Source organism: Lachnospira sp. CLA-JM-H23 (assembly GCF_040096425.1).
In the GTDB taxonomy this organism is placed as follows: Bacteria; Bacillota; Clostridia; order Lachnospirales; family Lachnospiraceae; genus Lachnospira; species Lachnospira rogosae.
Window position 1 is genome coordinate 37639 of record NZ_JBBMET010000010.1, and the last position, 22805, is coordinate 60443.

Here is a 22805-nt window from a genome sequence, read left to right on the forward strand (position 1 = left end):
AGGGTATGGATTGGAGAGATAAAAATGAATAATAAGAATAATACATCATTTAAGTGGGACAGAATATTCGGAGTGGCTTCATTAGCAGCTATATTAATATTTGCCGTAATGTTATATATTGACTGTGGAGCTTCTATAAGGTCAATTATGAATATAGGAAAGACAACATCAGATGAGGTAACTGATGATGGGCTTTTGCAGAACAATGAGGATAATAACAAAGAAAGTAATAATAAGACAATTAACTGGTCGTCTAAGGCAATAGTGTGTATAGATGCTCCTCACGGTGGAAGTGATACAGGACAGTACGACGGAACTAACTATGAAAAGACACAGATGTTATCTTTAGCTGACAGCGTTAAGAATGAGCTTGAAAGTGCTGGCGTTACAGTTGTTATGACAAGAACAACTGATACATCGGTGGATTATACCAAGCGTATAGAGATATGCAATAACGCCAAAGCAGCGGCACTTGTGTCATTTCATAGGGATATTACTGATAAGTCAGGAAGCAGTAAGGGAATAAGTGCGTGGATTCATACCTCTTCCCCATCTAACTCTAAAAGCCTTGCGAGTGATATTATGGAAGAGTTAAATGGAGTAGATGTAAGCTTATCGGGAGTGAATACGGGTACTCCTGATAATAAGAGCAAAGATTATTACCTGAACCAGCACAGCAAAGTAGCGAGCTGTATAATAGAGTTAGGCAATATGTACAGCAGTAAGGATAATAAACTTGTAACAACAGATATAGACAATACAGCTAAGCTTATAGCTGATGGAATTATGAAATACTTAGAACAGGCAGGTTATACGAATGGCAGTAATTAATCAGAAGAACATAAGAAATTTTTGTATTATAGCACATATTGACCACGGCAAGTCAACTCTTGCCGACAGAATTATAGAAAAGACAGGACTCCTTACAAGCAGGGAAATGCAGGAGCAGGTTCTTGATAATATGGATATCGAGAGGGAGAGAGGAATTACAATAAAGTCACAGACAGTAAGAACTGTATACAGGGCCCAGGACGGCGAAGAATATATATTTAATCTTATTGATACTCCAGGTCACGTTGACTTTAACTATGAGGTATCAAGGGCACTTGCGGCTTGTGATGGTGCTGTACTTGTAGTAGATGCGGCACAGGGCATAGAGGCACAGACACTTGCCAATGTATATCTTGCACTTGACCACGACTTAGAGGTATTTCCTGTTATTAATAAGATTGATCTTCCAAGTGCAGAACCAGACAGAGTTAAAGATGAGATTGAGGATATTATCGGAATAGAGGCTCAGGACGCTCCGTTAATTTCAGCGAAAAATGGCATTAATATCGAGGAAGTTCTTGAACAGATAGTAAAGAAAATACCAGCACCTACAGGTGATGCAGCTAATCCTTTATCTGCACTTATATTTGACTCATTATACGATGCATATAAGGGTGTTATTATATTTGTAAGAATAGTAGAGGGTACTGTAAAGAAGGGTACTAAGATAAGAATGATGGCAACCGGAGCAGTAGAAGAAGTAGTTGAGGTAGGTTACTTCGGAGCTGGTCAGTTCATACCTTGCGATGAATTAAGTGCAGGTATGGTTGGATATATTACAGCAAGTATTAAAAATGTTCAGGATACGAGAGTTGGTGATACTGTTACAGATAATGACAGACCTGTATCAGAGCCGCTTCCAGGTTATAAGAAGGTCAACCCTATGGTGTACAGCGGTCTGTATCCAGCAGACGGTGCAAAATATCAGGATCTAAGAGAAGCATTGGAGAAGCTTCAGCTTAATGATGCTTCACTCCAGTTTGAGCCTGAGACATCTATAGCACTTGGTTTTGGTTTCAGATGTGGTTTCTTAGGGCTTTTGCATCTTGAGATTATACAGGAAAGACTTGAGAGAGAATATAACCTTGACCTTGTAACAACAGCACCGGGAGTTATATATAAAGTCCATAAGACTAATGGTGAAGTTATAGACCTTACTAATCCGTCTAATATGCCTGATCCATCAGAGATAGACTATATGGAAGAACCTATGGTAAGCGCTGAGATTATGGTTACAACCGAATTTGTTGGACCTATTATGAAACTTTGTCAGGAACGCCGTGGTGTATACAATGGTATGGAATATATAGAACAGACAAGAGCACTGCTTAAGTATGACCTTCCGCTTAATGAGATAATATATGATTTCTTTGATGCGTTAAAGTCACGCTCAAGAGGTTACGCTTCATTTGACTATGAAATGAAGGGATATGAGAGGTCTAACCTTGTTAAGCTTGATATTCTTATCAACAAGGAAGAAGTTGATGCACTTTCATTTATTGTATTTGCAGGAAGTGCGGAGGAACGTGGAAGAAAGATGTGCGAGAAGCTTAAGCAGGAAATTCCTAGACAGCAGTTTGAGATTCCTATTCAGGCGGCCATCGGAAGCAGGGTTATAGCAAGGGAAACTGTTAAGGCACTTCGTAAGGATGTACTTGCCAAGTGTTACGGTGGTGATATTTCCCGTAAGAAGAAGCTTCTTGAAAAGCAGAAGGAAGGAAAGAAGAGAATGCGTCAGATTGGTAACGTAGAGATACCACAGAAAGCATTTATGAGTGTATTAAAGTTAGATGAAGAATAATAACGAACTGGGGATATATATACATATCCCCTTTTGTATGCAAAAATGTATATATTGTGATTTCTTATCTGCACCAGCAGATGATAAGACGAAAAGCAGTTATGTTAAAGCTTTAATTAATGAGATAGCATTAAGTGAGGCTGGTCTTGATAAAAATGTAACTTCAATATTTATCGGTGGTGGAACTCCGTCAGCAATAAATGCTGAATATATTAAAGATATATTAGAGGCTGTAAAGCAAAGATATCGTGTTGATGGCAATGCAGAGATAACAATAGAATGTAATCCAGGTACAATAAATAGTGAAAAAGCATACATTTACAGGGAAGCTGGGATTAACAGAATAAGCTTTGGATTGCAGAGCACTGATGATAAAGAGCTTCGTATGCTTGGAAGAATTCATACATTTGAACAGTTTAAGAACAGCCTTGCCATAGCAAGGAATGCAGGCTTTACTAATATCAATATAGACCTTATGTCAGCACTTCCGGGTCAGACCATAGAAAGCTTTACCAGAGTGCTAAAGGAGGCTGTATCACTTAATACAGAGCATATATCTGTATACAGTCTTATAATAGAAGAAGGCACAAGGCTGTATGATAACATAGACAATTATCCGGATATTCCTGATGATGATGACGACAGGAAAATGTATGCACTTACTAAAGAGATATTAGGTCAGGCAGGTTATGAAAGATACGAAATATCCAATTATGCCAAGGCAGGTTATGAATGTAAGCATAATCTTAAATATTGGGATAGAACCGATTATATCGGTTTTGGAATTGGTGCAGCTTCATTATGTAATCATAAAAGGTATACTAACATCAGCGATATTAATAATTATATTAAGGCATTATGTGTGGAATATGCTGATAATAAAGAAAGCAATAAAGAGTGTATTGTGGAAAATATAAAGAATATCCAAGAGACTCTTAAGAATTCTTTAGAAATAAATAATAACTGTCAGGACCTTAAAGAAAATATAGAGGTTCTCACGCTGGAAGATGAGATGGCTGAATATATGTTTCTTGGTTTAAGAAAGTCTGCTGGGATTGATATATGCGATTTTAAAGATATATTTGGAAAAGATATATACAGTGTATATAAAGAGCAGATAAAAGATAATATAGCAAAAGGTCTTTTGTGGCAGAATGGTACAAGAATAGCACTTACAGACAGAGGCATAGATATAAGCAATACTGTTATGTCTGATTTTGTGTAGAAATAAATATGCGTGGTGCTTATCGTCTGGATGGCGGTAAACACCACGCATATTTTATAACTCTGAAAAATTCAGTCAGGTAATTTAATTGACAGTATAGTTATATAATATATTATGCGGTTAATTCCTTAATAAAAGTTCTAGGTGTAATGCCTGTGTAAGCCTTGAATTCCCTCTGGAAATGTGCCTGGTCAGAATATCCGGCATTGGCAATATAATCGCTGTTTTCTTTGTATGGGTCATTTATAATATCAGATATGATTTTCTGAAATCTGATATTCTTGCAGTAATCTTTAGGACCTGCACCATATGCCGATTTGAATAATCTGTTAATGTGCCGTTCAGAGTACCCTGACATTTCGGATAAATCAGATATATGAATATTGCCGGAAGCTTTCTTTATCTCATTAGCCATATGTATGATATTGTCAGGGACAGCTATATATTTCTTGCTGACATTAAGGAAACATATTAAAGCTTCAAGTTGTCCGTCAAAATCTTTGGCTTGGATTAATTCAGATATAAGTCTGTATTCAAAAGACTCTGTGGCAGGTTCGTATTCAAACACCTGATTGGCAATTGAAGCTGGAAGCACGCTGTCATCAACGGATGGTGCAAAATAACAGCCTTTATCCGCAAAACGAATTCCAAAATAATAATCAAACTCTCCAAAAGTATAGTCAAAACGTCTGCTTACTGGTCCAATACAGTAGAAGGAAGAACGGCTGTTATTCTTATTATATCCTATTATCCATTCTGCACTAGAGCATGGAATAAGAGTGGATACTTTCCTACTTGCAGAGCCGGTGGTGTTGTCTATGGCGTATACAAGCATAGTCTGTGGCATGGTTATATATTTGTAATTGATGTGCTGTTTACCATCTGAGCTGTTATATATTGCTGGATTAAATAATAATGGCTGGTGTAAATGGTCTTTCATAAGTACCCTCCTGATTTTATAATTGCATTAATTGGTATTATTATAATATCAGTGTCAAAGTCATTTCACTTCTGATATTATATACATTAAAATAATGTTGATAAGTAGTATATTTGATTACATTTATAAAATAATAATAAAACAAATATTAAAAAAGTCAATAATATGTCCGATTTTTTCAATACTTATTTGGAAAGATATGTATAATTAAACACATAAATCAAACAGTTGATTGCACAAAGGCGTGTATCCATTATATATGGTTACACGTCTTTTTTTGTTTTATTTAACTATAGGAATAAAGCAGCCGTTTAGTAACAACTGTTATGATACCGGATGAAACCTGATCAACTTCATCAACCACAATAAAAAGTATTTGTCAAGGGTACATAAATAAATATTATGTGCCGGCGCGAACAGGGAGGAAACGAATATGGCAATAGAAGAATTAACAAGCTTGATAAGCGACCAGACATTTGGTATATGGTTTCTTATAGGTGCTGCATTAGTATTCTGGATGCAGGCAGGATTTGCAATGGTTGAGACTGGTTTTACCAGAGCTAAGAACGCAGGTAACATTATTATGAAGAACCTTATGGACTTCTGTATAGGAACAGTAGTATTCATAGTAATAGGTTTCAGTTTATTATTAGGTGAAGATTTATTAGGTTTTATTGGAAAACCTGGATTTGATATTTTTACAGCATATGATAATTTCAATTTTTCAAGTTTCGTATTTAATTTAGTATTCTGTGCAACAACAGCTACTATTGTATCAGGAGCTATGGCAGAGAGAACAAAGTTCCTTTCATATTGTGTATATTCAGGTGTTATATCGGCACTTGTATATCCTATTGAAGCACACTGGATATGGGGCGGCGGCTGGTTAGCACAGTTAGGCTTCCATGATTTCGCAGGTTCCTGCTGTATACATATGGTTGGTGGTATATCAGCTATTATAGGTGCTAAGATATTAGGACCTCGTATTGGTAAATTTGTTAAAGATGAAAATGGTAAGGTAGTTAAGGTTAATGCTTTCCCAGGACATAGTATTCCACTTGGTGCACTTGGTGTATTTATATTATGGTTTGGCTGGTATGGATTTAATGGTGCAGCTTGTACAACAATTGAGGATTTAGGTTCGGTATTCCTTACAACAACAGTTTCACCAGCAATTGCAACTGTAACTTGTATGGTATTTACATGGATTAAGTATGGTAAGCCGGATGTTTCAATGTGTCTTAATGCTTCACTTGCAGGACTTGTAGCTATTACAGCTTCTTGTGATGTAACAGATGCAGCAGGTGCAATAGTAATAGGTATTGTAGCAGGTCTTTTGGTGGTATTTGGTGTATGGCTTCTTGATTATAAGCTTCACATTGATGATCCGGTTGGTGCAGTAGCTGTTCATATGATGAATGGTATATGGGGCACAATCGCAGTTGGTTTATTTGCTACAAGCAAAGCCCCTGGTTATGCAATTGCTATTGAGAGTGGTGCGATTAAGGCAGAAGGTTTATTCTACGGTGGCGGATTTACACAGCTTGGACTTCAGTTATTAGGTTTTGTATCAGTAGCAGCATGGGCTGCTGTATGTATGACAATCGTATTCTTTGTAATCAAGGCAACAATTGGACTTAGAGCTACAGAGGAAGAGGAAATAAAGGGTCTTGATATATGTGAGCACGGACTTACAAGTGCATATGCAGGATTTGAACTTGGTACAGCAGGTATGCCAGATATAACATATGAAGATGTTGTATCAGTTGGTTCAGAAAGTATGGAAAATTCAGTTCCAGCTATGATTAAGACATCTGATATTCCAGATGAGAATAAGATTACTAAGGTAGAAATCCTTATGAAGCAGGAGCGTTTCGAAAAGTTAAAGAAGGCTATGAACGACATCGGAGTAACTGGTATGACAGTTACGCAGGTACTTGGCTGTGGCGCTCAGAAGGGTGCTCCAGAGTATTACCGTGGAGTTCAGATGGAAATGCAGCTTCTTCCTAAGGTACAGGTTGAAATGGTTATTTCCAAAGTTCCTGTAATGGATGTTATCAATGCCGCAAGAAAGGTACTTTACACAGGTCATATCGGTGATGGTAAGATATTCGTATATGATGTGGAAAATGTAGTAAAGGTTCGTACAGGTGAAACAGGATACGATGCACTTCAGGGCGAAGATGACTAATTCCCAATAAATTTGATTTAATATTACCCATAAAGATGTAGATACATTTTGGATATGACTGCTGTTAAGTGGCAGTGCGATATCAATAAAATGTGTCTGCATCTTTTTTGATTTTACAATTATTATAATATGCGTTAGTATGTCTATAATATATTAAAAGACAAAACGATTAAGTAATGTTTGGTATATTAAGCATTTTGTTAATAATAATATAATTAAACATAAAAGGCAGGAAAGGGATTAAGATATGGAAAGATATGATATAGCTATAATAGGAACAGGTCCAGCGGGTGTGTCAGCGGCAATAACTGCTAAGATAAGAGGCAGGAAAATACTCCTTATAGGTAATAACAAGATTAGTGATAAAGTGTCAAAGGCACATATAATAAAGAATTATCCTGGTTTTATTGATATTACAGGTAAGGAACTGTCACAGGCATTTAACAATCACCTTAAAAGTCTTTCAATAGATATAACAGAAGATATGGTGAATGCAGTGTATGCAATGGGAAAATATTTTCATATACAGGGCAAAAAGAATAATTATGAGGCACTTACAGTTATACTTGCAACAGGTGTAGATGTTACAAAGCCATATGCAGGTGAATATGAAAATCTTGGACGTGGTGTAAGCTATTGTGCTACCTGTGATGCCGCTTTATATAAAGAAAGAGAAGCGATAGTTATAGGATTTAATGAGGAGGCTTTAAGCGAAGCAGAGTTTCTTGCACAGACGGCTAAGAAGGTGTATTATATGCCTCTTTATAATAAGGATAAAGATATAAATACATTACAGGCAGGCAAAGATTCATTAAAAGATAATATTGATATTATTAAAGGAAAACCGCTGTCAATTGAGCGTAGGGAGGATAAAATGGTTCTTATTATGGAGGACAGAGAACTTGCGGCAGACGGAATATTTGTATTAAGGGAGTCGATGAAGCCAGCCCAGTTAGTTCCGGGAATTAAGATAGAAGATAACAAAGTAATTACAGATAAAAGTATGGCGTCTAATATAAAAGGTTTATATGCGGCTGGTGATATAACAGGAGTACCTTACCAGTATGTTAAAGCGGCAGGAGAAGGAAATGTGGCGGCACTATCAGCTGTTGGTTATCTTGCAGCTCTTAACAGGGCAGGAAAATAAGGAAAGATATAAAATAAAAAAACTATGTATTACATCAGGATTGGATAAGACTGATGTAATACATAGTTTTTTGTTCTAATATTAAATACTGATTGATATTATTTTGGGTTCATATTATTGATTGCTGCTCATTAATTATTAATTCCGTGGTGTACATCAGGGCTTGATGTTGTCAAAGGAAGGAATGTGTATCCGTTAGCAAGTCCCCACTGGATTATGCTCTCAACTGCATCAACGCTGAAGCTCTTAATATCGTGCTGTAATACAACGGATACATTATGGCTCTGGATACCATTGATTACATTCTGGTATACCTCACTTGTGCTTGTTGTTCCACCGGCATCGCCGCTTGATACGTTCCAGTCATAGTATTTATAGCCTTGGTCAGTAACATCTTTTGCAAGTTCTGTCATAATTCCTTTGCAGTATTTCTTGCTGACAGAATTAGAACTTCCACCTGGGAAACGTACTAATGTTGGACGGCTTCCAGTCTGCGAATATATAATATCCGACATTTCGTTCAAATCATCAAAATAAGCACCAACACTTGAATAGATCTGCTGGTAATTATGGGAAGCACTGTGTATTGCAACTGTATGTCCTGCAGCGGCTTCCTTCGCAATCATATTCTGATATCCGCTGTTTACATTGGTTACAAAAAATGTAACTTTTATGTTATATTTGGCAAGCACGTCAAGAAGCTGCTGTGTGTAAGCACCAGGACCATCGTCGAATGTAAGGTATACAACCTTTGAACCGGGATTGACAGCGGCAGAGTCAGCCTGCTTTACGGCTTCAACAGTTACAGTTCTGCCAATTGAGTTGGTGTTGCCAAATTTGTCAGTAGCTGTATATGTTAAAGTATAGTCACCAGAACGGTAATTCTTGACTTCACCAGATACTGTTATGCTGTCAGAAATGTCATTGCCGTGGGAATCTGTGGCAGCAGCACCGGTATCTTTGTATTTAGTTCCGGCTTTAATTGTTACATGGCTGTCACCATTGAGTGTGAGTGAAGGAGCAATTCCGTCATTATATTCAACAGTTCTTGTAACAGTTGTCTTATTGCCAGAGGAGTCGCTGACAGTGTAAGTAACGACATTGTCCTTTTCGTGGCGTGTAACCTTATCGGTAATATCACCATCATAATTGTCAGTGGCTGTAAAACCTTCTTCCTTATAAGCTTCACCTGTCTTAGGGTAATATCCCTCAACTGTGTTAAGTTCTATCACGGGAGCAGCTGTATCAACGACTTTAACTTCTCTTGTCTTAGTCGATGAAAGAAAGCCTTTCTTAGCTTTGTAATGTATATGGTATGTTCCGAGTTTAGAGCAGTCTACTTCGCCGCTTATTGATACATCAACAGATTTATTCTTAAAAGAAAGTGTATTATACGAAGCTGAAGCTCCTTCCTCTGTATATGTATCACCATATTCTATTGTTTCGTTCTCTTTTCCATTTACAATGATATTGATGTTAAATAAGGAAAAAAATAAAATTACAAGAAGCAATAGTACAACTACAACAGAAGTAATTACTATTATAAGCTTTTTGTTCTTAAGTTCTTTTGTAATCATAGGTGTTATCTCCTGACTTATTATTCTAACTAGAGCATTATATTCCTTTTTATAGAAAAAATTAACACTTTTTTGAAAAAATATTAAATTTTTAAAAAGATTTTTTTGGGATATATTTTAATAATATAGTAAAAATACTTTTGCATTCTGAATAATCAAATATTACAAAAATAGGTACAATAGATTTTAGATAATGGCTTTACTTTTTTGTCGAATAATACTAATATACATATATAGAGAGATTATTATCTCATATTTCGATTTAGGAGGTTATATAACAATGGCTAGAGAAAAACAGTCAATGGATGGTAATACAGCCGCTGCTCATGTTGCGTATGCATTTACAGAAGTAGCTGGTATCTATCCTATCACTCCTTCCAGCCCAATGGCGGATGTTGTTGACCAGTGGTCAGCAGCAGGAAGAAAGAATATTTTTGGTAACACAGTAAAGGTAACAGAGATGCAGTCTGAAGCAGGTGCTGCTGGTACAGTACATGGTTCACTTGCAGCAGGTGCTCTTACAACAACATTCACAGCTTCACAGGGTCTTTTACTTATGATTCCTAATATGTATAAGATTGCTGCTGAACAGCTTCCTTGTGTATTTGATGTATCAGCTCGTACAGTTGCTACACAGTCACTTAACATTTTCGGTGATCATAGTGATGTTTATGCATGTCGTCAGACAGGTTTTGCTATGCTTGCTGAGACAAACCCACAGGAAGTTATGGACTTAAGCCCAGTTGCACATCTTGCAGCTATTGATGGCAAGGTTCCATTCATCAACTTCTTTGATGGTTTCCGTACATCACACGAGATTCAGAAGATTGAAAAGTGGGATTACGAAGATCTTAAGGAAATGTGCCCAATGGACAAGGTTGAAGAGTTCCGTGCTCATGCACTTAACCCTAACAAGCCAGCTATGCGTGGTTCACATGAAAACGGAGATGTATTCTTCCAGCATCGTGAAGCATGTAACACAGTATATGATGAACTTCCAGAAGTAGTAGAAAAGTACATGAAGAAGGTTAACGAGAAGCTTGGTACTAACTACGACTTATTTAACTACTATGGTGCACCTGATGCAGACAGAGTTATCGTAGCTATGGGTTCTATCAACGACGTTGCAGAAGAAGTTATTGATTACTTAACAGCTAAGGGTGAGAAGGTTGGTCTTGTTAAAGTAAGACTTTACCGTCCATGGTCATCTAAGGTACTCTTAAAGGTTCTTCCTAAGACAGCTAAGAAGGTTGCTGTTCTTGACAGAACTAAGGAACCAGGATCACTTGGTGAGCCACTTTACCTTGATGTTGCTACAACACTTCGTGAAGCAGGTCTTAACGATATCACATTAGTTGGTGGACGTTATGGTTTAGGTTCAAAGGATACTCCTCCTTCATCAGTATTCGCTGTATATAAGGAATTAGAGAAGGATGAGCCAAAGAACAGATTCACAATCGGTATTGTTGATGATGTTACTAACCTTTCACTTCCAGAGGTTAAGCCAGCTCCTATTACTTCAGCTCCTGGTACAGTAGAATGTAAGTTCTGGGGTCTTGGTGGTGATGGTACAGTAGGTGCTAACAAGAACTCTACTAAGATCATCGGTGACCATACAGATAAGTATATTCAGGCATACTTCCAGTATGACTCTAAGAAGACAGGTGGTATTACAATCAGCCACTTAAGATTTGGTGATAACCCAATCAGAAGTCCATACTATATCAATCAGGCTGACTTCGTAGCATGTCATAATCCTTCATATGTTGTTAAGGGTTATAAGATGGTTCAGGATGTTAAGCCAGGCGGAATCTTTATGATTAACTGCCAGTGGTCAGATGAAGAACTTAATCAGCATATGCCAGCAGAAGCTAAGCAGTATATTGCTAAGAATAATATCCAGCTTTACACAATCAACGCTATTGATAAAGCTATTGAAATCGGTATGGGTAAGAGAACTAACACAATCTTACAGTCAGCATTCTTCAAGCTTGCTAACGTAATGCCTATTGATGAAGCTGTTGAATATATGAAGGCAGCTGCTAAGAAGTCATACAGCAAGAAGGGTGATGCAGTAGTTGAGATGAACTATAAGGCTATCGATGCAGGTGTTGATGCAGTACATAAGGTAGAAGTACCAGCAGACTGGGCAACAGCAGTTGATGATAAGAAGCCAGTTGAAAGAACAGGACGTCCTGCTACAGTTAAGATGGTTAACGAACTTCTTGATCCTATCGGAAAGATGGATGGTGACAGCCTTCCAGTATCTGCATTTAAGGATATTGCAGATGGTCAGTTTGAGACAGGTGCTTCAGCATACGAGAAGAGAGGAACAGCCGTTATGGTTCCTGAGTGGGATCCAGCAAGCTGTGTTCAGTGTAACAGCTGTGCATTCGTATGTTCACATGCTACTATCAGACCATTCATTCTTGATGCTAAGGAACAGGCAGAAGCTCCTTCACAGATTAAGCTTGCTGATTCTAAGCATGCAACAGACACAACAATGAAGTACACAATGTCAGTATCTCCATTAGATTGTATGGGATGTGGCGAATGTGTTACTGTATGTCCTAAGGCTGGAGAAGCTCTTAAGATGGTTCCACAGGAATCACAGGCAGAAGAGCAGCCAGTATTCGATTATCTTGTAGCTAACGTAGGTAAGAAGGATATTAAGCCAGCATTAGTAAATACACCAATCGGTTCTCAGTATAACCAGCCACTCCTTGAGTTCTCAGGAAGCTGTGCAGGTTGTGCAGAAACATCTTATGCTAGATTAATTACACAGTTATTTGGTGAGCAGATGTATATTTCTAACGCTACAGGTTGTTCTTCAATCTGGGGTGGTCCAGCTGCAACATCACCATATACAGTAAACAAGGATACATTAAAGGGACCAGCATGGGCTAACTCATTATTCGAGGATAATGCAGAACATGGTTTTGGTATGTATCTTGGACAGAAGGTTCTTCGTGACCAGGCTATTGCCAAGATCGAAGAAATGGCTGCATCTGATAAGGCAACAGACAGCTTTAAGGCAGCAGCAGCTAAGTACCTTGAGACAAAGAATGATACTAAGGCAAACACACCAGCTACAGAAGCTCTTATTGCAGAACTTGAAAAGGCAGCAGCAGATGGATGCCCAACAGCTCCAGAAGTACTTGCTAAGAAGGATTACCTTGCTAAGAAATCTGTATGGATCTTCGGTGGTGATGGTTGGGCTTACGATATCGGTTTCGGTGGTCTTGACCATGTACTTGCTTCAGGTGAGAATGTAAATGTTATGGTATTCGATACAGAAATGTATTCTAATACAGGTGGACAGGCTTCTAAGGCTTCTAACATCGGTGAAGTATGCCAGTTCGCTGCAGCTGGTAAGGAAATCGGCAAGAAGTCACTTGCTGAAATCGCTATGAGCTATGGCTATGTATATGTAGCACAGATTGCTCTTGGTGCTAACCCAGCACAGGCATTAAAGGCTATCGAAGAAGCTGAAAGCTACAACGGACCATCATTAATCATTGGTTATGCTCCTTGCGAACTTCACGGTATCGCTAAGGGTGGTATGAACCACTGCCAGGATGAAATGAAGAAGGCTGTTAAGGCTGGATATTGGAATCTCTTCTCATTCAACCCTGCATTAAAGGCTGAAGGAAAGAATCCATTCACATTAACATCTAAGGAAGGCGATGGCTCATATCAGGATTTCCTTAACAATGAGGCACGTTATACACGTCTTGTTAAGCCATTCCCAGAAAGAGCAGAAAGACTCTTTGCTAAGTCTGAGGAAGTTGCTAATGAGAGATATCAGCATTTACTCAAGCTTGTTGATTTATACAAGTAATTGTAAATTAAATACCTGAGTAATTATCTTTACAGATAATTATCCGGATATTATGGTTATGAACCCCTTAACATATAATTTAATTGTTAAGGGGTTCTTTTTTAAACAAAAGATTGGAGGCTTGTATGAGTGAAAAAGGTGCATTAAAAAACAAAAAAATAGAAGTAATAGCATTGGTAATCCTTGCGGCTTTTATAGTTGCACTTGGATTCCTTGTATACAGGTATAATAAGAATAAAGATTTCATATACGAGAAACATTTACAGGAAAATGTTATAACAATTAATAGTGAGAACATAACTTTGAAAGATTTCTCTTATTATGTGTATGTTGTGGAAAAGAAGATAAATGAGATGGCGTTACAGTATAATCCTGATGATGCTAATGAATTTTGGAATACACATTTTAAGAATTCACTTGACAGTGTGTTTACAAGGGATTATGCTAAACAACTGGCGATAGATTTATGTGAGTATGATTATATAATGGAATATGAGTCAACAGTATATAATCTATATCTGACAGATAGTGATAAGCAATCGTGCAAATCAAATGCACACGATACCTATGAAGATATGTCTGAAAAAGCTCATAATAATACTAAGCTGACAGAAGACGATATATATAACATCTTGTGTCGAAAGAAGCTTGTTGAGAAATATGTAACAAGAGCTGCACAGAAGGTACAGGAAGAAGGCTTTGAGGGCGACAGTTCGTTGTTTAATTATGATGGCGATTTCTACAAAGAAAAGATTAAGATTAAATATGATGTTACTGAGAATCACAAGCTGCTGGATAAAATAACAATGGGCAGAGTGACGGTTAATTAGAACGGAACACTTTAGCGGACAAGGAGAAAGACAATGACAAAGGATATGACAAAGGGTTCACCCCTTAGATTAATTCTTGGATTTGCATTTCCAATGCTTCTTGGAATGCTTTTTCAGCAATTTTATAATCTTGTTGACACAATGATAGTTGGTAAAACGCTTGGTGTGTCAGCACTGGCTGGTGTTGGCGCAACAAGCTCTATCAATTTTATGATTATTGGTTTTTGTATGGGTATATGCAGTGGTTTTGCTATTCCGGTTGCACAGCAGTTTGGTGCAGGGAAATACAGTGAACTTAGAAAATATGTATTTAATGGGTATGTATGCAGTGCAGTATTTGCTGTTGTTATGACGATATTGTCAGTTGTATTCTGTGCTCCGATATTAAGACTGCTCAACACGCCGGATGATATATTTATGCATGCTTATAATTATATTGTGATTATATTTGCAGGTATTCCAACCGTATTTTTATATAATATTGTGTCAGGTATAATTCGTTCGCTTGGTGACAGCAAGACACCTGTATATTTTCTTGTGTTGTCATCAGTCATAAATATAGCTTTGGATTTCATACTTATATTATATGTAAAGATGGGTGTTGCAGGAGCAGGCGTTGCAACTGTTGTATCACAGCTTATAGCAGGAGTTGGCTGTACAATATATATGTACAAGAAGTTTGACATACTTAAGGGCACTAAGCAGGAAAAAGTGATAAGTAAAAAACATATAAGCAACCTGTGCTTTATAGGGGTTCCTATGGGGCTTCAGTATTCGATAACAGCAATAGGAAGTACAATACTTCAGGCGGCAGTAAATGGACTTGGTTCGTCATATGTAGCGGCTATGACAGCTGGTTCTAAGATGTTTAACTTTACCTGCTGTCCATTTGATGCACTTGGTTCTACAATGGCAACATACGGAGGACAGAATGTTGGTGCTGGAAAGATAGACAGACTCGGAAAGGGCATAAAAGCTGCAATGTTAATTGGTGCAGTATACAGTGTTGTTGCACTTGTGGTGTTATATTTCTCGGCTGATTATATTGCACTCCTGTTCGTTGATGCAGGAGAAACTGCAATTATAGAATTGACAAGAAGATTTATAATGGCATCAGCATTGTTCTATATCCCGCTTACAGGTGTTAATGTATACAGATTCTGTATACAGGGAATGGGCTTTTCGGTATTTGCTATATTAGCAGGTGTATTTGAAATGCTTGCAAGAACACTTGTTGCAATACTTTTAATTCCACATATTGGTTTTAATGGTGCGTGTCTTGCCAATCCGGCGGCGTGGATAGCAGCTGATTTATTCTTAATTCCGGCATTTATACACTGTTGTAATAAGCTTAAGAGATATGAATAAAATCACGGTAACAGGGCAATCTTAATGTTATAGTTATCTGTTCAGGGCTGGTGGTGATGTTACATCACAGCACTGTGAGGTAATGTTAGCTGGTTGAGATTGTTTGAAAGGATGCCTATAATGAGTGATTTTAGCTGTAATGTTAAAGAGAATATTAAAAGGTTGGAAACCAGTCTTAACGTAGAACGTAATTTTGATATACTTCAGAGAGAAGTAATAATTGCGGGGCGTAAGGCTGGCTTCTTTTTTATAGATGGATTTGTTCGGGAAGATATGGCTGAGAAGCTTATGCAGTTCTTTTATTCGTTGAAAGAATCGGACATAACAAGTCTTGATATATTTCTGGAGAAAGGTATGCCTTATACAGAGGTTACAAGGAGTGGAAATGTTGATTATGTTATAACACAGTTTCTGTCAGGTGTATCTATTATGACGATAGACGGTTTTGATGAATGTCTGTTAATAGATTGCAGAACGTATCCTATGCGTTCAGTATCAGAGCCGTGGAAAGACAGGGTGTTAAGAGGTTCAAGGGATGGTTTTGTGGAAACACTTGTATCTAATGCGGCACTTTTAAGAAGAAGGATACGTGACCCAAGATTCTCTATGGAATTATATGGAGTTGGCAGACGTTCACGTTCAGATGTTGCGATATGTTATATATCTGACTCTGTTGACCAGAGTGTTCTTAATAGAATGAGAAAGCTTATACAATCAATAGATGTTGATGCACTCACTATGAATATAGAAAGCCTTGCAGAATGTATGTTCACACATAAATGGATTAACCCATTTCCGAAGTTTAAATACTCAGAACGCCCAGATACTGCAACAGCGGCAATACTTGACGGGAATATTGTAATTATGGTAGACAATTCTCCCGCAGTTATGATAATTCCTGCATCTATCTTTGATATTATAGAGGAAGCAGATGATTTTAACTTTTCACCAATGATTGGCTCATATCTTAGAATTACAAGATTTTTCTTCTCTATTGTAACGTGGATATTAACTCCGTTATGGCTGCTTTTTGTAAACAATCCTGACTGGGTTCCTGAATTTATGAAATTTGTGCTTATAACAGATGATATAACCGTGCCTGTGCTTTTACAGCTCCTTATACTTGAGCTTGCAGTTGACGGTCTTAAGCTTGCGGCAGTCAATACACCTACTATGTTATCGACACCTTTAAGCATTGTAGCAGGTATTGTTGTTGGTGAATATGCAGTTAGTTCAGGCTGGTTTAATCCGGAGGCACTTCTTTATATGGCGGTTGTAACAGTAGGAACTTATGGACAGACAAACTTTGAAATGGGTTATGCATTTAAGTTCTTAAGGGTGCTTACTCTTATACTCACACAGATATTTAATCTTGGTGGATTTATTGCAGGAGTTGTAATATCTGTGCTTATGATAGCATTTAACAGGACTATAACGGGGAAGAGTTATATATATCCGCTTATTCCCTGGGATGGGAAAATGCTTAAGAGGAAGGTACTCAGGGTCAGACTGCCGCATAGTTATAAGTAGAGAAAAGATATATTGTTCTTGCAATTTTGCTAAAAATTTATATAATAGATATTGACAAAAGCTATGTATGATTTATTTGAAAGAATTGCCGTTTAATTGTATTTTATATTAGGATATTATATTGTTTGGATTAAATGAAATGTAGAATGTGAGATATCTGATTTAATAAGGTTTTAGGGTGATTAAGATATGGTTATATTATAATATGTTATAAAACATTTGTTGTTGTATAGTTTTAGGTTTATGAAATATGAGTGTTGACATTTATTTGTAGTTGTTATACTATAATAATGTTATTACCATTCAAAATAACATAGCAGGTTAAAATAAATTTTTAAACTAAATGATTACAGTTGCGTATGGCAACTAAACTAAGAAGTCTGAAAAGTAGCATTTTTGGACTTTTTTTTTATCTGCAAATAAAAATGAAAATAATGTTGTTGTATATGGATTGAAATATTGAATATATGATATAAAAGGAGTATCATTACAATTGATAAACAGATAATGGTTAAGGATAAATATTGTAATTATGATGTTACATACAAAATATTTAGCAAAACTAATATGTAAACTCTAAATGAGTAAATACAGAAAATGAGGAAAATAAAAAGTAATATAATAATACAGGAGGAAAGAAATTATGTATAACATAGGGTTAGATATAGGAACTGGTTCTGTCGGCTGGTGTTTAACAGATGAGAATGGGTATTTGCTAAAAGTAAATAGGAAAGGTAATAATGGCAACACATATAGAAATAGTGCTTGGGGAGTAAGATTGTTTGAGTCGGCAGATACAGCGGCTGATTGCAGGATTAAAAGAAGTACAAGAAGACGTTATAATAGAAGACGGACGAGAATTATAGAATTAAGAAAGATAATGTCAGATATGATAATGCCGATTGATCCGAATTTCTATGCAAGGTTAGATGAGGCATTTTTGTGGAATGAAGATAAAAGTGATAAAGCTAAAGCACCATTTTTATTATTTAATGATAAGGAATATAACGATAAAAAATATTATGAAGATTTCAAAACTATATATCATTTAAGAAAATATTTGATAAACACCACTAATAAGGTTGATGCAAGGCTAATATATCTTGCATTGCATCATATGATGAAATATAGAGGACATTTTCTGTATGAAGGACAGACATTCGAATCAATAGATAATGTAGAAGATGTATTTGTTGAGTTGAATAATCTGGTTAATGCATATATAAAAGAATGTGAAGATAAAGACGGCAATGAATATAATGATGTATATAGAGAAATAAAAAAGTGTCTGGCTGATAATGAGATAAAAAATAAAGATAAAAAAGAACTTATAGCAGCTATGTTTATGAGGGCAGACTACAGTAAAAAGTATTCTAAAGAAGTTGCAGTGGCAATTCTGGGCTATGAGTTTAATGTTGGAATTATAGTAGGTGAAAATGAATTAACAGGTGAAGATAATAAACCACTTAAAACTAAGTTTTCAGATGCCAATTATGAAGAGCAGGAAGAAAATATAAGCTCTGTACTTGGTGAAAAGTATTCTATAATTGAAGCTCTTAAAAAGATATATTCATGGAAGGTGCTTCATGGCATATTAGGTGACAATACATATATCTCATCAGCAATGGTTGCTAAATATAATATACATAAACAGCAGTTGTCAGAATTAAAGCAATTATTTCATAAATATGCAAGTCAGGACGAATATAGTGATTTCTTTCATAAAGAAAAGGATAAAAGCGGCAATTATATTGTGAATTATGCTAATTATATTAAAGGAATAAAGAGACTAACTAATAAAGATAATAAGAATTATAGTGCAAAGCAACAGCTATATATAAGCATAAGGAAAATATTAGATGATAGGGCTTTAAAAGATGAAACTTATCAGAAAATATTAAAAGAGATGGAAGAAGAGACATTTCTTGAAAAAATAAATAATGTTGATAACTCAGCAATACCATATCAGTTAAATTTAATGGAAATGGATAAGATATTAACACAACAGGGAGTATATTACAAAGAATTAAAGGATAATAAAGAACAGTTACTTAAAATGCTCATATCCAAAATTCCTTATTATGTAGGGCCACTTAATAATCATAATAAAGGCAACCGTAATTTTGCGTGGATGACTAGAAAAACTGGAAAAGAAAGTGAAAAGCTGTATCCCTGGAATGTCAAGGGAGTTGTTGATATAGATGTTACAGCAGAAGATTTTATTACGAGAATGACTAATTATTGTACATATCTTCCTAATGAGAAAGTGCTTCCAAAAGAGTCGTTGTTATATCAGAAATATATGTTATTAGAGGAATTATCGCAGATAAAAATAGATGACAATAAGCTTAGTAAAGAAGACAGAAAAGCTATAATAAATGATTTATTTATTGGTGAAAGAAGGGCTAAAGTAAGCGATAAAAATTTTAAAGAGTATCTTAATAAAATTAATTATGTCAAGATTAATGACAAAGGATATGATGTTACAGGATATCAGAGTGATGATGGATTCGCTTGTGCATTAAGCAGTTATAATAAGTTCAGACGTGTATTAGGATATGTAGATGAACGAAATGAAAAGATGATAGAAGATATAATATACTGGCTTACCGTATTTGAGGATAAAGATATAGTTAAAAGAAAGATAAATAAACAATATCCGGATAGATTGACAGATGAACAATTGAAGAAAATATTAAAACTCAAGTTCAAAGGCTGGGGCAGATTTTCGAGAAAATTTCTTGCAGGTATAAAAGGTGATATGGGAACAACTATCATAGATATGCTAGAAGATGCAGATGATAGATTTTTATATTGTAATTATTGTCCTAATTTGATGCAGATTATTAATAAAGATGAGAAGATAAAGCAGATAATAGATGATAACCGACCAAGATATGATGGAACAGAAGATTTGTTAGATGTTATACAGGATATGCATACATCACCAGCTAACAGGCGTGGTATATGGCAGACAATGAAGGCAATCGAAGAGATAATTGAATATATGGGTGAAAAACCACAGCAGATATATATTGAATTTGCAAGGGAAGATGACCCTAAGGCTAAGAATAAAAGAGCTGACTCAAGAAAAAGAGCTATTGATAAGGCACTTAAGAAATTAAAAGAGGATGTGGTTGATGAGTATAATGAAAAAGTATATAAGGAATTAAAACAATATGAGAAACGTTTAGATGAAGAAAAGGTGTATCTTTACTTTATGCAGAATGGGAAATCTTTGTATACAGGTAAAGAGTTAAATCTTAATGAGCCAGAAAATCTTGAGATAGACCATATAATTCCATATTCATTATCTGATGATGATAGTCTGGATAATAAGGCATTGGTATTAAAGAAAGAAAATCAGAATAAAGGCAATAAGATAGTAAAAGAAGCATTTACACAATCATTTTCTGATAGTGAGATGATGGATTACTGGAAGAACCTGAAAAAAGCTGGATTAATATCAGAAAAGAAATATAATAATCTTCAGAAAAATAATGTTGATGACATACTTACGAAAGGATTTATTAACCGACAGCTTGTCGAAACAAGGCAGATCGTAAAGTCAGTAGCCAATCTTATACTCGATTATTATAATGAACAGATTGACGTAATAGAAGTAAAGGCTAGTCTAAGCACAAGTGTCAGGAAAATGCTTACATATGAGAAAAAAGATAATAATGGATTCTGGATAGAAAATAAAGATAATTGTATGTTTTATAAAAACAGGGATATGAATGATTATCATCACGCACACGATGCATATCTTGCTAATATCATAGGATTGTATATACAGAAGAATTATCCACGTTTGCAGAAAGAGCTTAATTATTCCCAGTATAGAAGAATATGGCGTAAATATTATGAAAATACAAAGAACAATAATGGAGTAAACTGGTTTGCAACGCTTGGTAAATTCAGCAGTAATAATGAGGAAGCAGACTGGTATGGTCAAGATATTATAGCCTATATGAGAAAAATATTCTGTTATAGAGATGTTCTTATATCTAAAAAGGTAGAAGAAAATACGGGAGCATTTTATAGTGAAACTAAATATCCAAGAGAGGATAAAGCAGGCAGCAAGCTTGTACCTTTAAAACAGGGCAATAATATGCGTGGTGCCAATAATCTTAAAGAACTTGATACAAGAAAGTATGGAGGATATAAAGGTGGTGAAAAAGCTTATTTTGTACTTGTAAAATATTGTATCGAAAAGGCACTGAAGAAGAGTGTTAAAAAAGAGTATCATATGGAATTCGTTGAAATACCTGTATATATTGCAAGAGGTATTAAAAACAATGATATTAATCTTTATGATTATGTGTGTGACATTTTAAATGAAGCTAATAAAAATAGTGTTGCAGATGTTGAAATATTACGAAATAAAGTTCCTAAATATCAGATGATAATAGGAGAAAATGGAGAGGAATATTATCTTGTTAGTGCAACAGAGGTGATTAATTCAAAACAATTTGTGCTTGGCGGAGCTAATCAGCAATATAACAGACTGTTGAATTATATTAAATATGGTAAAAATGATAAATGGCAGTATATTCAGACAGAGTTATTAGATGAGCAGTTGATAGGACTATATAATTTGCTTATAGCTAAAATTAAAGATGAATACAAAGGCTTTTCTAAAGAAGCGGTTAGGATACAGGAAAATAATTCATTCGATAAACTTGATGTAAAGGATAAGAAAGAATTTATAGCAGAGATGATTAAGCTTGTTCAGCCAGACTCCGACTATCCATATTTAGGAAAGTATGCAACAGGATTGTCCAATAGAATGGGCCGAAAGACTGGAGAAAAAGTTGGTAAAAAGATTACGCTTGTAGATAAGTCAGTTACGGGTTTATACGAGAGGAGAACAACATTTGAGCTGGAGGACGATAGTAGTACAAAGTCATGTTAAATTAAGTTATAAGAATGGTTATATGATATCAAGAGGTGAAGATGTCAGGATGGTACACCTGAGTGAAATTAATACTGTTATAATTGATTCTACTCAGGTATCATTGACATCATATCTTCTATGTGAGCTGGTTAAAAGAAAAATAAAAGTTATATTCTGTGATGAAAAAAGAAATCCATGCAGTGAATTAATGTCATATTATGGAGCTTATAACTCTAGTAAAAAAATACGTAAGCAGATTCAATGGGATATGGAGTATGCCAAGGAAATATGGACATATATTGTGAAACAGAAAATATTAAATCAGGCAGAAATGCTTTCTAAATATGGATTTGAAGCTAATATTAAATTAATGAAGTATGCAGAAGAAATAGAGCCATTTGATATGACAAACAGGGAAGCACACGCAGCTAAAGTGTATTTTAATAGTCTGTTTGGCAAAGAATTTTCAAGAGATGATGTCAATTCAATTAATGCGGCATTAAATTATGGCTATGGAATTCTATTATCAAATTTTAATAAAGAGTTACAAATGCTATTCAGATATATCTTGACAAAATGTTTAATGCGATAGAACAGAAAAGTTTTATTGCATCAATGATATAT

13 protein-coding genes are annotated in these 22805 nt (G+C 35.6%); 11 read left to right on the forward strand and 2 right to left on the reverse strand.

Features of this window, described 5'->3' with window-relative positions; all coding sequences use genetic code 11:
* Window positions 1-24 precede the first annotated feature (24 nt).
* Genes WMO42_RS12345 through hemW form a run of 3 tightly spaced genes read left to right on the forward strand, consistent with a single transcriptional unit; the run spans window position 25 to window position 3857 of the window.
* Complete coding sequence (locus WMO42_RS12345) at window positions 25-831, forward strand: N-acetylmuramoyl-L-alanine amidase (RefSeq protein ID WP_022501385.1); 807 nt, start codon at window positions 25-27, stop codon at window positions 829-831.
* Window positions 818-2632: a translation elongation factor 4 gene (gene lepA, locus WMO42_RS12350; protein WP_349192406.1), complete on the forward strand. Its 1815-nt coding sequence runs from the start codon at window positions 818-820 to the stop codon at window positions 2630-2632. Before WMO42_RS12345 ends, lepA begins: the two co-directional genes overlap by 14 nt.
* Window positions 2622-3857: a radical SAM family heme chaperone HemW gene (gene hemW, locus WMO42_RS12355; RefSeq protein ID WP_022501383.1), complete on the forward strand. Its 1236-nt coding sequence runs from the start codon at window positions 2622-2624 to the stop codon at window positions 3855-3857. The genes lepA and hemW overlap by 11 nt, the downstream gene beginning before the upstream one ends.
* A 112-nt stretch (window positions 3858-3969) precedes the next feature.
* Here the strand turns inward: hemW and WMO42_RS12360 are convergent, their stop codons facing one another.
* Window positions 3970-4797 carry a helix-turn-helix transcriptional regulator gene (locus WMO42_RS12360; protein ID WP_055307051.1) on the reverse strand — a complete coding sequence of 276 codons (828 nt, stop codon included), beginning with the start codon at window positions 4795-4797 and terminating at the stop codon, window positions 3970-3972.
* A 433-nt stretch (window positions 4798-5230) separates the two neighbouring features.
* Here WMO42_RS12360 and WMO42_RS12365 point away from each other — a divergent pair, with 433 nt between their 5' ends.
* Together WMO42_RS12365 and WMO42_RS12370 are read left to right on the forward strand one after the other, a co-directional pair.
* Window positions 5231-6988 carry an ammonium transporter gene (locus tag WMO42_RS12365; protein ID WP_022501381.1) on the forward strand — a complete coding sequence of 586 codons (1758 nt, stop codon included), beginning with the start codon at window positions 5231-5233 and terminating at the stop codon, window positions 6986-6988.
* A gap of 247 nt (window positions 6989-7235) precedes the next feature.
* Complete coding sequence (locus tag WMO42_RS12370) at window positions 7236-8135, forward strand: NAD(P)/FAD-dependent oxidoreductase (RefSeq protein WP_022501380.1); 900 nt, start codon at window positions 7236-7238, stop codon at window positions 8133-8135.
* Between the two features lie 131 nt (window positions 8136-8266).
* Here WMO42_RS12370 and WMO42_RS12375 read toward each other — a convergent pair whose 3' ends face one another.
* Window positions 8267-9712, reverse strand: coding sequence for a polysaccharide deacetylase family protein (locus WMO42_RS12375; protein ID WP_349153076.1), 1446 nt, complete (start codon window positions 9710-9712; stop codon window positions 8267-8269).
* Between the two features lie 280 nt (window positions 9713-9992).
* Between WMO42_RS12375 and nifJ the strand changes: the two genes are divergently transcribed.
* The 6 genes from nifJ to cas1 all read left to right on the forward strand — a co-directional run bounded on the left by nifJ (window position 9993) and on the right by cas1 (window position 22773).
* Window positions 9993-13553: a pyruvate:ferredoxin (flavodoxin) oxidoreductase gene (gene nifJ / locus WMO42_RS12380; protein WP_349192409.1), complete on the forward strand. Its 3561-nt coding sequence runs from the start codon at window positions 9993-9995 to the stop codon at window positions 13551-13553.
* A 125-nt stretch (window positions 13554-13678) separates the two neighbouring features.
* A complete protein-coding gene (locus WMO42_RS12385) occupies window positions 13679-14383 on the forward strand; it encodes a hypothetical protein (RefSeq protein WP_022501377.1) in 705 nt (234 codons plus the stop codon).
* Between the two features lie 33 nt (window positions 14384-14416).
* Window positions 14417-15751, forward strand: coding sequence for an MATE family efflux transporter (locus WMO42_RS12390; RefSeq protein ID WP_022501376.1), 1335 nt, complete (start codon window positions 14417-14419; stop codon window positions 15749-15751).
* A gap of 120 nt (window positions 15752-15871) precedes the next feature.
* Window positions 15872-17281: a spore germination protein gene (locus WMO42_RS12395; RefSeq protein ID WP_022501375.1), complete on the forward strand. Its 1410-nt coding sequence runs from the start codon at window positions 15872-15874 to the stop codon at window positions 17279-17281.
* A 643-nt stretch (window positions 17282-17924) separates the two neighbouring features.
* Complete coding sequence (gene cas9, locus WMO42_RS12400; RefSeq protein WP_349192411.1) at window positions 17925-22199, forward strand: type II CRISPR RNA-guided endonuclease Cas9; 4275 nt, start codon at window positions 17925-17927, stop codon at window positions 22197-22199.
* Between the two features lie 22 nt (window positions 22200-22221).
* Entirely contained in the window at window positions 22222-22773 is a 552-nt protein-coding gene (gene cas1, locus WMO42_RS12405; RefSeq protein WP_349192413.1) for a type II CRISPR-associated endonuclease Cas1, read from the forward strand.
* Window positions 22774-22805 lie beyond the last annotated feature (32 nt).

What these genes read in the sequence shown, in the direction of transcription:
- WMO42_RS12345 (WP_022501385.1), top strand. Translation starts at nt 25, where the DNA reads ATGAATAATAAGAATAATACATCATTTAAGTGGGACAGAATATTCGGA.
- lepA (WP_349192406.1), top strand. Translation starts at nt 818, where the DNA reads ATGGCAGTAATTAATCAGAAGAACATAAGAAATTTTTGTATTATAGCA.
- hemW (WP_022501383.1), top strand. Translation starts at nt 2,622, where the DNA reads ATGAAGAATAATAACGAACTGGGGATATATATACATATCCCCTTTTGT.
- WMO42_RS12360 (WP_055307051.1), bottom strand. Translation starts at nt 4,797, where the DNA reads ATGAAAGACCATTTACACCAGCCATTATTATTTAATCCAGCAATATAT.
- WMO42_RS12365 (WP_022501381.1), top strand. Translation starts at nt 5,231, where the DNA reads ATGGCAATAGAAGAATTAACAAGCTTGATAAGCGACCAGACATTTGGT.
- WMO42_RS12370 (WP_022501380.1), top strand. Translation starts at nt 7,236, where the DNA reads ATGGAAAGATATGATATAGCTATAATAGGAACAGGTCCAGCGGGTGTG.
- WMO42_RS12375 (WP_349153076.1), bottom strand. Translation starts at nt 9,712, where the DNA reads ATGATTACAAAAGAACTTAAGAACAAAAAGCTTATAATAGTAATTACT.
- nifJ (WP_349192409.1), top strand. Translation starts at nt 9,993, where the DNA reads ATGGCTAGAGAAAAACAGTCAATGGATGGTAATACAGCCGCTGCTCAT.
- WMO42_RS12385 (WP_022501377.1), top strand. Translation starts at nt 13,679, where the DNA reads ATGAGTGAAAAAGGTGCATTAAAAAACAAAAAAATAGAAGTAATAGCA.
- WMO42_RS12390 (WP_022501376.1), top strand. Translation starts at nt 14,417, where the DNA reads ATGACAAAGGATATGACAAAGGGTTCACCCCTTAGATTAATTCTTGGA.
- WMO42_RS12395 (WP_022501375.1), top strand. Translation starts at nt 15,872, where the DNA reads ATGAGTGATTTTAGCTGTAATGTTAAAGAGAATATTAAAAGGTTGGAA.
- cas9 (WP_349192411.1), top strand. Translation starts at nt 17,925, where the DNA reads ATGTATAACATAGGGTTAGATATAGGAACTGGTTCTGTCGGCTGGTGT.
- cas1 (WP_349192413.1), top strand. Translation starts at nt 22,222, where the DNA reads ATGATATCAAGAGGTGAAGATGTCAGGATGGTACACCTGAGTGAAATT.